The 13,264-nt window shown below is 70.3% G+C and carries 15 protein-coding genes; 4 read left to right on the top strand and 11 right to left on the bottom strand.

The window, feature by feature from the left end; translation table 11 throughout:
- Positions 1-11: 11 nt before the first annotated feature.
- Positions 12-467 carry an ATP-binding protein gene (locus TN53_RS27600; RefSeq protein WP_046261386.1) on the bottom strand — a complete coding sequence of 152 codons (456 nt, stop codon included), beginning with the start codon at positions 465-467 and terminating at the stop codon, positions 12-14.
- Between the two features lie 130 nt (positions 468-597).
- On the opposite strand from TN53_RS27600, the gene TN53_RS27595 reads away from it, so the two are divergent.
- Together TN53_RS27595 and TN53_RS27590 are read left to right on the top strand one after the other, a co-directional pair.
- Positions 598-1,452, top strand: a complete 855-nt coding sequence (locus tag TN53_RS27595; protein ID WP_095046766.1) for a helix-turn-helix domain-containing protein — start codon at positions 598-600, stop codon at positions 1,450-1,452.
- Positions 1,449-1,643, top strand: coding sequence for a DUF397 domain-containing protein (locus tag TN53_RS27590; protein WP_046261384.1), 195 nt, complete (start codon positions 1,449-1,451; stop codon positions 1,641-1,643). Before TN53_RS27595 ends, TN53_RS27590 begins: the two co-directional genes overlap by 4 nt.
- Here TN53_RS27590 and TN53_RS47470 read toward each other — a convergent pair.
- From TN53_RS47470 to TN53_RS27575, 3 genes are all read right to left on the bottom strand, one after another.
- Positions 1,614-1,964: a HEAT repeat domain-containing protein gene (locus TN53_RS47470; protein WP_159038208.1), complete on the bottom strand. Its 351-nt coding sequence runs from the start codon at positions 1,962-1,964 to the stop codon at positions 1,614-1,616. The genes TN53_RS27590 and TN53_RS47470 overlap by 30 nt on opposite strands.
- Positions 1,965-2,461: 497 nt before the next feature.
- On the bottom strand, positions 2,462-4,381 hold the full coding sequence (locus TN53_RS27580) for an AMP-dependent synthetase/ligase (protein ID WP_046261382.1): 1,920 nt from the start codon (positions 4,379-4,381) through the stop codon (positions 2,462-2,464).
- A 379-nt stretch (positions 4,382-4,760) separates the two neighbouring features.
- Positions 4,761-6,032 (bottom strand): acetyl-CoA C-acetyltransferase, encoded by a 1,272-nt coding sequence (locus tag TN53_RS27575; protein ID WP_046261381.1) that lies wholly within the window; start codon positions 6,030-6,032, stop codon positions 4,761-4,763.
- A gap of 99 nt (positions 6,033-6,131) precedes the next feature.
- On the opposite strand from TN53_RS27575, the gene TN53_RS27570 reads away from it, so the two are divergent.
- Together TN53_RS27570 and TN53_RS27565 are read left to right on the top strand one after the other, a co-directional pair.
- Positions 6,132-7,400, top strand: coding sequence for a 3-oxoacyl-ACP reductase (locus tag TN53_RS27570; RefSeq protein ID WP_046261380.1), 1,269 nt, complete (start codon positions 6,132-6,134; stop codon positions 7,398-7,400).
- Positions 7,400-8,242 carry a MaoC family dehydratase gene (locus tag TN53_RS27565; RefSeq protein ID WP_095046764.1) on the top strand — a complete coding sequence of 281 codons (843 nt, stop codon included), beginning with the start codon at positions 7,400-7,402 and terminating at the stop codon, positions 8,240-8,242. Before TN53_RS27570 ends, TN53_RS27565 begins: the two co-directional genes overlap by 1 nt.
- Here TN53_RS27565 and TN53_RS27560 read toward each other — a convergent pair.
- The 7 genes from TN53_RS27560 to TN53_RS27530 all read right to left on the bottom strand — a co-directional run bounded on the left by TN53_RS27560 (position 8,224) and on the right by TN53_RS27530 (position 13,232).
- Positions 8,224-8,910 (bottom strand): TetR/AcrR family transcriptional regulator, encoded by a 687-nt coding sequence (locus TN53_RS27560; protein WP_046261379.1) that lies wholly within the window; start codon positions 8,908-8,910, stop codon positions 8,224-8,226. The two genes, TN53_RS27565 and TN53_RS27560, sit on opposite strands and share 19 nt — an antisense overlap.
- 226 nt (positions 8,911-9,136) lie before the next feature.
- Positions 9,137-9,436 (bottom strand): DUF4229 domain-containing protein, encoded by a 300-nt coding sequence (locus tag TN53_RS27555; RefSeq protein WP_046261378.1) that lies wholly within the window; start codon positions 9,434-9,436, stop codon positions 9,137-9,139.
- An 86-nt stretch (positions 9,437-9,522) separates the two neighbouring features.
- The gene (locus tag TN53_RS27550) at positions 9,523-10,044 is read right to left on the bottom strand and encodes a GNAT family N-acetyltransferase (protein ID WP_046261377.1); all 522 of its coding nucleotides are present in this window, start codon (positions 10,042-10,044) and stop codon (positions 9,523-9,525) included.
- 27 nt (positions 10,045-10,071) lie between these two features.
- Complete coding sequence (locus TN53_RS27545; RefSeq protein ID WP_046261376.1) at positions 10,072-10,719, bottom strand: UdgX family uracil-DNA binding protein; 648 nt, start codon at positions 10,717-10,719, stop codon at positions 10,072-10,074.
- 86 nt (positions 10,720-10,805) lie between these two features.
- On the bottom strand, positions 10,806-11,969 hold the full coding sequence (gene mqnE, locus TN53_RS27540) for an aminofutalosine synthase MqnE (RefSeq protein ID WP_046261375.1): 1,164 nt from the start codon (positions 11,967-11,969) through the stop codon (positions 10,806-10,808).
- 38 nt (positions 11,970-12,007) lie between these two features.
- Positions 12,008-12,463, bottom strand: coding sequence for an Lrp/AsnC family transcriptional regulator (locus TN53_RS27535; protein ID WP_046261374.1), 456 nt, complete (start codon positions 12,461-12,463; stop codon positions 12,008-12,010).
- Positions 12,464-12,542: 79 nt separating this feature from the next.
- The gene (locus TN53_RS27530; RefSeq protein ID WP_046261373.1) at positions 12,543-13,232 is read right to left on the bottom strand and encodes a UbiX family flavin prenyltransferase; all 690 of its coding nucleotides are present in this window, start codon (positions 13,230-13,232) and stop codon (positions 12,543-12,545) included.
- Between the last annotated feature and the right edge of the window lie 32 nt (positions 13,233-13,264).

Here is a 13,264-nt window from a genome sequence, read left to right as displayed (position 1 = left end):
CCTGCGGTGATCTAAGTGTGGTGATCAGGAGACGCGCGGTGGGGCGTGATGGTTGCGGCGTATGACTCCGGTTCTTTCAGAGGGATCTCGGCCCAGACGGTCTTGCCCACCGTTCGCTCTGTGACACCCCAGGCCTGGGAGAGGAGCGTGACGAGGATGAGAGCACGGCCTCCCTCGGCGTCCGGGTCGGTGACGTAACGGAGTCGGCGGTCGGCTCGGGCGTCGCTCACCTCGATACGGAGGGTGTCCTCGCCGGTGAGCGTCAGACGCAGTGCGAAGTCGCGGCCGGGGACTCTGCCGTGGGTGACGGCATTGGCCGCGAGTTCGGCGACGACCTGCTGGGCGGTGGCGTTGACCTCGGTGTGGCGGGGGTGGCCCCAGGCCGCGAGTTGGATCGCGGCGAGGTGACGGGCCTGGCGGGCGCCGCGCGGGGTGGCGGGGAGGTGGGTGGAGATGTCGGCGTTCACATCACAGAGAGTGGCGAACTTGTATTTACGCTGACCAGGTCCGACGCGGCGACTCTGAGTAGCTGGCTGTACGTGTGCCGTCGGTCCGGAGTACGAGCAGTCGAGCGGGAGGGTGGTCCAATGCCCATCTGTGGACGAGTGCAGGCCGGAGACACCGGCCGAAGTCGACGGGGCGACCGGGTTGTTCACCGCGCTGGGCAAGATGCTCAAACTGCTGCGGGAGCGGAAGGGGCTGACCCAGAAGGAGTTCGGGAAGCTGTTGGGGTACGGCTCCGAAATGATCTCCGCCATGGAGCGCGGCGTACGGGTGATCCGTCCGGAGGTCCTGGAGCAGGCCGACGAGATCCTGGACGCCGGGGGCCTGTTGAAGGAGGCCATTCCCGAAGTGAGGGAGGCGATGACCAAGGTCCGGACTCGGCATCCGGAGTGGTATCGGAGTTGTGCGGGGTTGGAGGCGGAGGCGGTTGAGCTGCACTTCTATGCCAACAACGGTGTCCCGGGGCTGTTGCAGACCGAGGATCACGCGCACGTCGTGTTCGCGAAACGGCGGCCGTTCCTCGATGAGGCGACGATCGAGAGGCGGGTCGCAGACCGGCTCTCACGGCAGCAGGTCTTCGAGCGTCGGCCCGCGCCGATCGTGAGCTATGTCCTCGAAGAGGTTGTGCTGGACCGCCCCATCGGCGGAAGGCGCGTGCATGCGGACCAGCTTCGACGCCTGCTGAGCGTGGGACAGATGCAGAACGTCGAGATCCAGGTGATGCCGACGGTGGTGGAGGAACATCCCAACCCTGGAAGCGGGTTCAACCTATTGGTGCCCAAGGGCCATGGGCAGGTGGCGTATACAGAAACGCAGGGGCACCCCCGGTTGATCACCGATCCAGAAGAGGTCCGGAAGATCGCGGACCGCTATGGGATCATGCGAGCGATGGCAGTGTCCCCCTCGGAGAGCCGGAAGTTGATCGAGCAGAAGCTGGAGGAGCTATGACCAACGAGCAGCTCACCTGGTTCAAGTCCAGCTACAGCGACGGCGAGGGAGGCGAGTGCCTGGAGGTCGCCCTCACTCCCGCCACGGTTCACCTCCGCGACTCCAAGCAACCCGTCGGCCCTCGTGTGGCCCTCTCCCCTGCTGCCTGGTCCGCCTTCCTGTCAGGGGAGTTGACCGGCGACCGGCGCTAGCGCCACCGCCGCTGCCAGGGACCGGGTCGCCTCCGTACGTACACCCTCGTCCTCGTCCGCCTCGGCCCGCTCCCGTAACTGTGGGGCCGTGGCCGGGTCGGCGGGCCAGCCGTAGGCGAGGGACTGGAGGGCTGCGATGCGCGGCAAGGCATCGGGGTCGGTGACAGCCCGGTCCCGCAGGAACGCGGCGCCGTTCTCCTCCGTCTCGTGCACGGCCCACCAGCGCAGGGCGCCGGCTCGGATCCTGGGATCGGGATCGTGGGCTGCCCGGGTCCCGAAGAACTCGCCGGTGGCGTCATCGTCTCCAGCCGTCGTGGCCAACAGTGCGAGCACCACCTCTCGAACCCATGAATGGGGGTCTTCGACCGCACGGACACGGATCACGGCCCTGATGTCGGCCGCGCCTCGGTAGTACCTCGTCACCCGCAGCGCCTCCGCCCGAACAGTCTCTTCCGGGTCGTTTGCAGCCGGTCGCGTACCAGCTCCCACGTGGTGGCCTCGTGGCTGCGGTATCCGCACAGGTCGGTCAGGGCGGACTCGCGCACCTCATGGTCGGGGTCGTCGAGAAGGTGTTTGCGGACAAGCAGTCCCCGGTCACCACGGCCCTGGCATCACCCCCGACCCCGACCGCCCGCTCCCCACCCGCCGCAACCCGCTCCGCTTCCCGCCCCATGCCAGGACGGTAGCGGCCGCCCGGCGCCGACATGTCCGCGATTGGCAGATCTGTCCGGAGCCCCGGCGGCAAAAGCGCAGGTGGGCGGAGTTCGGTGCGGGACAGATCTGCCAATCGCTCTCACCGACTGGCGCCCCGGCCCCCCTCAGCGGGTGTACAGGCCCTCGATCTCCGCCGTGAAGTCCCCCATCACCGTCTCCCGCCTCAGCTTCATCGACGGGGTCAAATGGCCCTCCGTCTCCGTGAAGTCCCTCGGCAGGACCACGAAACGGCGGATCGACTCCGGTCTCGACACCAGCTTGTTCGCCTCGTCCACCGCGCGTTGGAGGATGGCTCGCAACTCGTCGTCGTCGGCGAGGAGTTCCGCCGGGACGGGGTGTTTGCCGTTCATGCGGCGCCAGTGGGTGATGCCCTCCATGTCGAGGGTGATCAGGGCGGCTACGTAGGGGCGGCGGTCGCCCACCACCATGCACTGGGAGACCAGGGGGTGTTGGCGGAGCCAGTTCTCCAGGGGGGCCGGGGCGACCGTCTTGCCGCCTGCCGTGATCAGGAGTTCCTTCTTGCGGCCGGTGATGGTGAGGTAGCCCTCGTCGTCCAGGCTGCCGATGTCGCCGGTCGCGAACCAGCCGTCGGACGACGCCGGGGTCACGCCGCCCGCGTTCGGGTCCCAGTAGCCCCGGAAGATCTGGCCGCCGGCCAGCAGGATCTCGCCGTCCGCCGCGATGCGGACCCGGGTGCCGGGCAGGGGCCAACCCACTGTTCCCAGACGGGACTTGAGGGGCGGGGTGACCGTGGCCGCGCCCGTGGACTCCGTCAGGCCGTATCCCTCGTAGATCTCCATGCCCGCGCCCGCGAAGAACGCGTGGAGGTTGCGGCCCAGCGGTGAGCCGCCGCTGATGATGTGGCGGACCCGGCCGCCCATGGCGTTGCGGATCCGGCGGTAGACGAGGGGGTCGTAGAAGGTGCGGGCCGCCTTGAGCGCGGTGCCCGGGCCGCTGCCGGTGCCCGCCTGGCGGGCCTCCGTCGCCTCGCCGTGGCGGACGGCCACGTTCACCGCGCGGTCGAAGGCCGAGACCCTGCCGCCTGTCTCCGCCTTGGCCCGGGCGCTGTTGAAGACCTTCTCCAGCATGTACGGGATGACCAGGAGGAAGGTGGGCTTGAAGCTGGCCAGGTCGCCGAGCAGGTCCTCCGACTTCAGGCTCGGTGCGTGGCCGAGGCGGACCCGGGCCCGGATGCACGCGATCGCCACCATGCGGCCGAAGACGTGGGACATGGGGAGGAAGAGGAGGGTCGCCAGCTCCTCGTCCGAGCGGGACCTGAACACCGGGTGGAGGATCTCGATCGCGTTGTCGACCTCCGCCAGGAAGTTGCCGTGCGAGATCGCGCAGCCCTTGGGGCGGCCGGTCGTGCCCGAGGTGTAGATGACCGTGGCCAGGGTGTCGGGGCCCAGCATGCCCCGGCGTACGTCGATCTCCGCTTCGGAGACCGGCTGGCCGAGCTCCGCCAGCCGCTCCACATGGCCCTTCTCCACGACCCACAGATGGCGCAGGTCGGGCAGGCGGTTGAGTTCGGGGCCGAGGGCAGAAGCCTGGGCGACGGTTTCCGTCACCAGTGCCACAGCGCCCGAGTCCTGGAGGATCCAGCGGGTCTGGAAGACCGAGGAGGTCGGGTAGACGGGAACCGTCACCAGGCCTGCCGCCCATGCGGCGAAGTCCAGCAGCGTCCACTCGTAGATCGTGCGGGCCATGACGGCGATACGGTCACCCGGCTGGAGCCCCTCCGCCACCAGGCCCCTGGCCAGCGCCAGCACCTGAGCCGCGAACTCCGCCGCCGTCACATCCGACCAACTGCCGTCCTCCGCACGGCGGCTGAGCACCCGGTCCTGGGGAGCGGCGGCCGCGTTGTCGAAGGGCAGGTCGGCCAGCGAGCCGTGTGTCACGGGCGGCACGACCGGCGGTACGGACACCTCCCGGACCTCGCCGTCCAGTCGCTTGATCTCCGGCTCCACGAGCACGGGCGCGCCGTCGTAGTCGGTCGCGGAGACATAAGGGAGGGACGAGGACATGGGCAGCTCCTGAGGCGCGCAGCTGGATACCGCTCTGCTGCATAGGTACGCGCCGTGCGTACCTGGGCGTTCACCGGTGGTGGGCGGATATGGGGGGGTTACCGGCAGTTAGATCGGCGATCCTAGGAGGTGCAGGTGGCGAGTTCGTGTGGGTTCGGGGATGCTCCGGGGCCGGGTCTGTGCAACCTCTCCCGCAATATGAACCTTTGTCAGCTACGGGCGGGTGAGCAAGTCGGCTGGCCATCGCCTACGCCAGGTCGGTCCCCGCCCACGCCCGGTCGGCCGCCGGTCACAGCCGTTCCAGCACCCCGTCACGGCAGTCCCAACACCGCCGTCACGGCCGATCCAGCACCCCGTCACAGCCGATCCAGCACCCCCGTCACGGCCGATCCAGCACCGCCGTCACCCCCTGCCCACCCGCCGCGCACACCGAGATCAGGCCCCGGCCCGGGCCCCCGCGCTCCGCGAGCGACTTTGCCAGCGTCGCGACGATTCGCGCCCCGGTCGCCGCGAAGGGGTGCCCCGTGGCCAGCGACGAGCCCGTCACGTTCAGCCGCTCGCGGTCCACCGGGTCCAGCCCCGCCTTCTCCCACGCCTCCAGCGTGGCCAGCACCTGTGACGCGAAGGCCTCATGGACTTCCACGAGTCCGAAGTCGGCCATGGCGAGACCGGACCGTTCCAGCATGCGCGGCACCGCGTAGGCCGGTGCCATCAGCAGACCGTCCTCGCCCTTCACGAAGTCGACGGCCGCCGTCTCGTACGTCGACAGGTACGCCAGCGGCTCAAGCCCGCGCGCCGAAGCCCACTCCTGCGAGGCCAGCAGCACGACCGCCGCTCCGTCGGTGAGGGGCGTCGAATTCCCGGCCGTCATCGTCGGGTTGGGCCCGTCGAGGCCGAACACCGGCTTCAGCGCGGCGAGTTTCTCCGCCGTCGAGTCCGGCCGCAGGTTCTGGTCACGGTCCAGGCCCCGGAACGGCACCACCAGGTCCTGGAAGAAGCCGCGTTCGTACGCCGCCGCCAGTCGCTGGTGACTCGTCGCCGCCAGTTCGTCCTGGACCTCGCGGGAGACACCCCAGGCGCGGGCCGTCACCGCCGCGTGCTCGCCCATCGACAGGCCGGTGCGGGGCTCGGCGTTGCGCGGGATGTCAGGGACGAGGTGGCGGGGGCGCACCCCTGCGAGCGCCTTGAGCCGGGCGCCCGGTGACTTCGCCCTGCGCGCCTCCAGCAGGATCCGTCGCAGCTGGTCGTTGACGCCCAGCGGTGCGTCGCTCGCGGTGTCCGCGCCGCCCGCGATCGCCGACTCGGTCTGGCCGAGCGCGATCTTGTTGGCGGCGGCGATGACGGCCTGCAGGCCGGTGCCGCAGGCCTGCTGGATGTCATACGCCGGGGTCGTCGGGGCCAGCTCGGAGCCGAGGACCGTCTCGCGGGCCAGGTTGAAGTCGCGGCTGTGCTTGAGCACCGCGCCGGCGATGAACTCGCCCACCGCACCCGGCTCCTGGAGGCCATGGCGCTCCACCAGTGCGTTCACGACCGTCGTCAGCATCTCCTGGTTCGAGGCGGTGGCGTACGGGCCGTCCGAGCGGGCGAAGGGCACGCGGGTGCCGCCGATGATCGCGACCCGCCGGGCCACGGGCACCTGAAGGGGGCTCATCTCGACCTGCTCCTCATGCGTGACGTAGGCTTACCTGCGGTAACCTTACTCCAGAGTAAGAAGGCTGATAAAGAGGTGGGACCGAGTGGGGAGACGGCAATGGCCGACCGTTATCTGAGCTTCACCGGCACCGCGCCCGGCCGCTTCCTGACCCGCGGACTCGGGCTGCCGCAGCCCTCGGCGCTGCGCCGCTGGTCGCCGGAGCAGCCCGGGCTCGCGGGGGGCGAGGTCCTCCACCTCACCGCGGGCAAGCCCGCCCCCTCCTCCGTCGGCAGCTCCTCCGCCGTCGTCCTGGACGCCACCGGCGTACGGGACGTCGACGGCCTCGCCGACGTCCACGCGGCCCTCCACCCCGTGGTGCGGTCGGTCGCCGCGAGCGGCCGCATCGTCGTGCTCGGCGCGCCCCTCGACCCCGCCGACCACCACCAGGCCGCCGCCCAGCAGGCACTGGAGGGCTTCACGCGCTCGCTCGGCAAGGAGATCGGGCGGGGCAGGACCGTGAACCTCGTACGGCTCACCGACCGGGGCGCCGCCGAGTCCACCCTGCGCTTCCTCCTCTCCCCCAGGTCCGCCTACGTCAGCGGTCAGGTCATCGAGGTGACGGGGACGGCCCAGGACGTGACCGTCGACCGGGACCAGCCCCTCGCCGGCCGCACCGCCCTCGTCACCGGCGCCGCCCGGGGCATCGGCGCGGCCGTCGCCGAGACGCTGGCCAGGGACGGGGCCGAGGTCGTCGTACTCGACGTACCGCAGGCCGAGGAGGACGCTCTGAGGCTCGCGGAGAAGCTCGGCGGCAGGGCCCTCGCGCTCGACATCACCGCCGCCGACGCGGGCGAGCGGATCGCCGCCGAACTACCGGACGGGCTCGACGTGTTGATCCACAACGCCGGAATCACCCGGGACCGTCGTCTCGTCAACATGTCTGCGGACCGGTGGAGTTCGGTCCTCGACGTGAACCTCGCGAGTGTGCTGCGTACGACGGACGCGCTGCTGGCCGCGGGCACCCTCAGGCCGGCCGGCCGGATCGTCGCCACCGCCTCCATCGCCGGGCTCGCCGGGAACGCGGGGCAGACCAACTACGGCGCCGGCAAGGCGGGGGTCGTGGGTCTGGTGCGGTCGCTCGCCCCCCGCGCCCTCGCCGAGCACGGGGTGACCGTGAACGCCGTCGCTCCCGGGTTCATCGAGACCAGGATGACCGCCGCCGTGCCCCTCCTCATCCGTGAGGCGGGCCGCCGGATGAACTCCCTCGCCCAGGGCGGGCTGCCCGTCGACGTCGCCGAGACCACCGCGTGGCTCGCGCATCCGGCGTCGGGCGCGGTGAACGGGCAGGTCGTACGGGTCTGCGGCCAGAGCCTGTTGGGGGCGTAGTGACCGTCGTCCTCACCCGGCCGCCCGCCCTCGCGCCCCTGTTCGCCCGCGGCGCCCTGCTCTCCGCCGTCAAACGGCCCCGCCCGGACGCCGAGTTCCCGCGCACCCGGCTGCTCCTGCCCGCGCTGCGGGTGGACCTGGCACGGCTGGCGGCCTACGAGCGGGTCTGCGGTTTCGCCACCGGCGACGACGCACTGCCGGTGACGTATCCGCATGTGCTCGGGTTTCCGCTGGCCATGCGGCTGATGAGCGCGCGGGACTTCCCACTGCCGCTGCTCGGTCTCGTCCATACGTCGATCGCGATCACTCAGCGCCGGGCGCTCGCCGCCACCGCGGAACACGAACTCACCGTGTACGTCGACGGGTTGGCGCCGCATAGGCGCGGCACGGAGGCGGGGGTCGTCACCGAGGTGCGGGTCGGCGACGACGTCGTATGGGAGTCGCGGAGCACGTATCTGGCGCGGCACGGCTCGACGTCCGGCGAAGGCACCGCCCCTGTCGAGAAGGGCGCTTCGCTCCCCTCGGTGGCCGAGTGGCGTCTCGCCGGGGACGTCGGCCGGCGTTACGCCGCCGCGTCCGGTGACCGCAATCCCATCCACCTCCACCCGCTCACCGCCCGCCTCTTCGGCTTCCCTCGGGCCATCGCGCACGGCATGTGGACGGTGGCCCGGTGTCTCGCCGCGCACGGTGTTCCCCAAGCGGCGTTGGTGCGGGCGGAGTTCAGGGCGCCGGTGCTGCTGCCGGGGGCGGTGACCTACGCGGCGCAGGGCGAGCGGTTCGAGCTGCGGGGCGGTGGAGGCCGGCTCCACGTCTCCGGAAGCGTCTATCCGCTGACGCCCTGAAGGGCCCAGGGCCGGCCCTCCATCAGATTCCCCAGCCCGGCCCACGCGAAGTTCATCAGCGTCAGCGCCGCCTGTTTGGCGGTGACGCCCGGGGTGGCGTTGGCCCACGCGGCGAGGGACTCCGCGGCGCCGACGAGGGCCTCGGCGAGCCCGGCGACCTCGCGTTCGGGCAGGTCGGGATCGATGGGGGTCCCCCCGCACGAGCGAAGTCGAGGGTGGGGGAGGGCATCCCGCGCGGCGACGACGATCAACTGCGTCACGAACGCGACGATCTCCTCGCGCATCGCGGCGACCTCGGCGGCGAAGGGTTCACCGTGGGTACGGGCCTGCAGGTGCAGCACGGACCAGGCGTCCGGCTTCTGTCCGGTGTGCGTGAAGAACGCCAGCAGCCCGTCCCAGAGTTGGCGGTCCGCGGGCTGGTCGGTACGGACCCCGGAGCGCACCGCCTCGGTCAGCGCGAGCGCCTCCCGGCGGATGCAGGCGGTGAAGAGGTCTTCCTTGGAGTTCAGGTACAGATAGACCAACGGCTTGGAGACACCCGCGAGTTCGGCGATCTCATCCATCGAGGCGGCCATGTACCCACGCCGCCCGAAGGTCTCCACGCCAGCGTCCAGCATCTGCTGTTCACGGACCGCGCGCGGCATCCGCTTGGTCTTCACTGCACCCATAGGGGCAAGACTAGGGCCTGCCCGGCGGATCAGGTCGGCCGCAGGAGGCAGTGCCTTGCGACCGAGCCGAGCGGGGTCTGGTGCGTGCAGCTGCAAGGCGGAGGAGGGAGTCGACGCGGAGCGTCGGCTTCTGACGACAACGCGGCTGGGGGTCCCCCACGCCTTTAAGGCAGTGGGGGAGTGCGCACCAGACCCCGCGACGCCGACATGATCCGCCGGGGAGGCCCTAGGTCGTCTGGCCCTGCGCACGCGCCGTGTCGTCGGCTGAGTCCTCCTGGTTGCGGTTGGCTTCCAGGTTCGCCTTGGCGCGGTCGACCTTCTGGACGATCTGGACGGAGGCCCGGTCGCGCTCCTTGCGGAGGGCCACGAAGCTGATGGGCGCGGAGATCACCAGGGAGAGCAGGACGATCCACATGCCGTTGGAGTCGCCGAGGCCGCGCGGGGCGACACCGGCGTAGACGAGGCCCCAGACGACCACGAGGCAGCCCACGAAGATCCCGAGGCGCATCAGTGTGTAGCGGAGCATCTCAATCCACTCTTCCGTTCCGGCTGAAAGTTCCCCAAGGGTGCCTTCCAGTGAAGCACGCCCGGTACCCGATCTTGCAGCGGGTGTCAGGTCAGCGGGAGCCACATCATGATGTCGTCCCGGTAGTCGTCCGCGGACACCCGCAGCCCGCCCGGCACCCGGCCGACCTCCTTGTACCCGGCGGACGCGTAGAACCGGTCCAGGCCGAGGCCGCCCCGGCAGGTCAGCTTCAGCGCCTCCAGGCCGAAGCCGCGGGCGTGCGTCTCGACCTCCGCCAGCAGGGACCGGCCGTGGCCGCCGCCCTGGACGGCGGGGTCGACCATGACCGTGTAGAGCCAGGCGTAGTGGCTCTGCAGGCGGTGCGTGCTGAAGCCGAAGAAGGCGGTCGCCCGCAGCCGCCCCTGCGCGTCGAACCCGGCCAGAAGACGGTGCCTCCCCGCCGCGGTCGACTCCGCGTACCGCTCCACGTCCGGACGTACCTCGTCATACGTCGTCGTACCGACGAACCCGACCGCCCCACCGGCGTTGTTCACGGCCAGCCACAGGTGGGTCAGCTCGTCGAGGAGGGCGGGGGTGAGGTCGGGGTCCAAGCGGTACGTGAGCTCCATGGGCCACGAGTCTAAAACGGCCTCCGATCACCCCAGAGCGCGGGCCGCCACCCGTAGATCGGAGACGAGCCCCTGGTAGGCGGCCTCGCGGTCCTCGGACCGCAGGACGGAGGAGGGGTGCACGGTGGCGACCAGCCGCTCCTCGCGGCCGTGGATCTCCCGCTCCAGAACGGCCCCCCGCTCCTGCGTGACCCGGAACGACGAACCGAGCAGCGCCTTGCCCGCGGTGGCGCCGAGGACCACGATCAACTCCGGTTCCACAACGCTCAGTTCGGCTTCCAGCCACGGGCCGCAGGCGGTCATCTCACGGAGGGTGGGGGCCTTGTGGATACGCCGCTTGCGGGGCTCGGCCCGCGTGAACTTGAAGTGCTTCACGGCGTTGGTGACATACGCGTCCGCCGGGTCGATACCGGCCTCGGCGAGCGCCCGCTCGAGCAGCTTGCCCGCGGGCCCGACGAAAGGCTTCCCCTGCCGGTCCTCCTGGTCGCCGGGTTGCTCGCCGACGAGCATGACGCGGGCGTCCGCGCCGCCCTCGCCGAAGACGGTCTGGGTGGCGTCCCGGTGCAGGGGGCAGCCTTGGCAGTCGGCCGCCGCCCGGCGCAGGGCGGTGAGCGTCGCCTTCCCCGGGTTCTCAGGGAGGAAGGGCTCGGCGGTGTATTCGTCCTCGGACGCCATGAGGGCCGGGTACCCGCCGGGGGGCGATCGGACTCATGCCGAGTGCGGGGCGGTGGGGGCTGGTCGCGCAGTCGAATACGGCGCCCTCACACCCGCATCGGCTGAGGGGACTCCCTACGCGCCGGATCAGGACCGTCGTACTCGCGAAGCACCTCGTACCGCGTGTTCCGCTCCACCGGCCGGAATCCGGCGTCCCGGATCAGGTCCAGGAGGTCCTCACGCGTCAGCTTGTTCGGCGTGCCGTAGTTGTCCGCGTCGTGGGTGATCTTGTACTCGACGACCGAACCGTCCATGTCGTCCGCACCGTGCTGGAGGGCCAGCTGGGCGGTCTGGACGCCGTGCATGACCCAGAAGACCTTGACGTGCGGGACGTTGTCGAAGAGCAGACGGGAGACCGCGAAGGTCTTCAGCGCCTCCGCGCCGGTCGCCATCTGCGTGCGTGCCTGGAGGCGGTTGCGGACCTTGCCGTCCTTCACGTCGACGAAGTCGTGCTGGTAGCGCAGCGGGATGAAGACCTGGAAGCCGCCGGTCTCGTCCTGGAGCTCACGCAGGCGCAGCACGTGGTCCACCCGGTGCTTCGGCTCCTCGATGTGGCCGTAGAGCATGGTGGACGGGGTCTTGAGCCCCTTCTCGTGCGCCAGGCGGTGGATGCGCGACCAGTCCTCCCAGTGCGTCCGGTGATCCACGATGTGCTGGCGGACCTCCCAGTCGAAGATCTCGGCGCCACCGCCGGTGAGGGACTCCAGACCGGCGTCGATGAGCTCGTCCAGGATCTCCGACGCCGACAGCCCGCTGATCGTCTCGAAGTGGTGGATCTCGGTCGCCGTGAAGGCCTTCAGCGAGACGTTCGGCAGCGCGGCCTTCAGCTCCCGCAGGGACCGCGGGTAGTAGCGCCACGGCAGGTTCGGGTGCAGGCCGTTGACGATGTGGAGCTCGGTGAGGTTCTCGCCCTCCATCGCCTTGGCGAGCTTCACCGCCTCCTCGATGCGCATCGTGTACGCGTCCTTCTCGCCCGGCTTGCGCTGGAAGGAGCAGTAGGCGCAGGACGCCGTGCACACGTTGGTCATGTTGAGATGGCGGTTGACGTTGAAGTGGACGACGTCGCCGTTCTTCCGCGTCCGCACCTCGTGCGCGAGTCCGCCGAGCCAGGCCAGGTCGTCCGACGCGTAGAGCGCGATGCCGTCCTCGCGGGTCAGGCGAACGCCCGCCCGTACCTTCTCCTCCAGCTCGCGCCTGAGCCCGACGTCCATGTCACAACCTTTCTCCGACGACCTGTCCAACCGTACGTCTACGCCTCTTCGGGAAGCTCTCCGACCCGGTTCTCCCACTTCGTGGAGAGCACGATGGTGGTACGGGTCCGCGAGACGCCCTTCGTGCCGCTGAGCCGCCGGATGGTCTTCTCCAGGCCGTCGACATCGGCTGCCCGCACCTTGAGCATGTACGAGTCGTCGCCGGCGATGAACCAGCAGTCCTCGATCTCGCCGAGGTCCTTGAGCCGGCGGGCCACGTCCTCGTGGTCGGTGGCGTCGGAGAGGGAGATGCCGATCAGCGCGGTGACGCCGAGGCCGAGCGAGGCGGAGTCGACGGTGGCGCGGTAACCGGTGATGACGCCGGCCGCCTCCAGCCGGTTGATGCGGTCGGTGACACTGGGTCCCGACAGACCGACGAGGCGCCCCAGCTCCGCGTAGGAGGCCCGGCCGTTCTCCCTCAGGGCCTGGATGAGCTGCCTGTCCACCGCGTCCATGCGATCGAAGCCTTCCGCTGAAAAGTTCCCGAAGTGATGAGAGGTACTGCTGACCTGCTGCGACGTGCTCAGACGGCGTTCACGTCGTGTGGGTCCCGCCGCCTAGTTCGCCCTTCCAGCGGCGGTAGAGCCGGTGCTCGACGCCCGCCGCGTCGAGGACCCGTCCGGCGACGAAGTCCACCAGGTCCTGGATGTGCGTCGCCCCCGCGTAGAAGGCGGGCGAGGCAGGCACCACGGTGGCGCCCGCGTCGTCCAGGGTCACCAGGTGCCGGAGCGTCTGACCGTTCAGCGGGGTCTCCCGAACGGCTACCACCAGCTTGCGCCCCTCCTTGAGGGTCACGCTCGCCGCACGCTGCAGCAGGTCCTTGGAGAGCCCGAGGGCGACACCGGCGACACAGCCGGTCGAGGCGGGCACGATCAGCATCCCTTTGACGGGATACGACCCCGAGGACGGCCCCGCGGCCAGGTCCCCGGCGGCCCAGTACCGCACCCGCTCGATACCGGCGTCGATGGCAAAGCTTCCCGGCTTGCCGTCGGCCCCCCTGGCCAGCCATTCCCGCAGGTCGTCCTGCCAGTGCGCGTCCCTGAAGGAGATCCCCGTCTCGTCCAGCAGCGTGAGCCGCGAGGCCCGGCTGACGACCAGGTCGACGCTCTCGCCGGCGTCGAGGAGCGCGCGCAGCACGGACGCGGCATACGGGGTGCCGGAAGCGCCGGACACCCCTACGATCCAAGGCGTACGCCGTGTCTCTCCTGGCTTGGCTGGGTTCACACCCCCGAGCCTATCCGGCGTCGCAGGGTGGG

Source organism: Streptomyces sp. WM6386 (genome assembly GCF_000972385.1).
Lineage (GTDB): Bacteria > Actinomycetota > Actinomycetes > Streptomycetales > Streptomycetaceae > Streptomyces.
This window is presented reverse-complemented; position numbering and strand designations above follow the sequence as displayed.

Bases quoted from the DNA above. Each gene is read 5' to 3' on its own strand.
- TN53_RS27590 (WP_046261384.1), top strand. From the start codon at position 1,449: ATGACCAACGAGCAGCTCACCTGGTTCAAGTCCAGCTACAGCGACGGC.
- TN53_RS27560 (WP_046261379.1), bottom strand. From the start codon at position 8,910: ATGGGTGCAGTGAAGACCAAGCGGATGCCGCGCGCGGTCCGTGAACAG.
- TN53_RS27580 (WP_046261382.1), bottom strand. From the start codon at position 4,381: ATGTCCTCGTCCCTCCCTTATGTCTCCGCGACCGACTACGACGGCGCG.
- TN53_RS27555 (WP_046261378.1), bottom strand. From the start codon at position 9,436: ATGCTCCGCTACACACTGATGCGCCTCGGGATCTTCGTGGGCTGCCTC.
- mqnE (WP_046261375.1), bottom strand. From the start codon at position 11,969: ATGGACGTCGGGCTCAGGCGCGAGCTGGAGGAGAAGGTACGGGCGGGC.
- TN53_RS27550 (WP_046261377.1), bottom strand. From the start codon at position 10,044: ATGGAGCTCACGTACCGCTTGGACCCCGACCTCACCCCCGCCCTCCTC.
- TN53_RS27570 (WP_046261380.1), top strand. From the start codon at position 6,132: ATGGCCGACCGTTATCTGAGCTTCACCGGCACCGCGCCCGGCCGCTTC.
- TN53_RS27545 (WP_046261376.1), bottom strand. From the start codon at position 10,719: ATGGCGTCCGAGGACGAATACACCGCCGAGCCCTTCCTCCCTGAGAAC.
- TN53_RS27575 (WP_046261381.1), bottom strand. From the start codon at position 6,032: ATGAGCCCCCTTCAGGTGCCCGTGGCCCGGCGGGTCGCGATCATCGGC.
- TN53_RS27535 (WP_046261374.1), bottom strand. From the start codon at position 12,463: ATGGACGCGGTGGACAGGCAGCTCATCCAGGCCCTGAGGGAGAACGGC.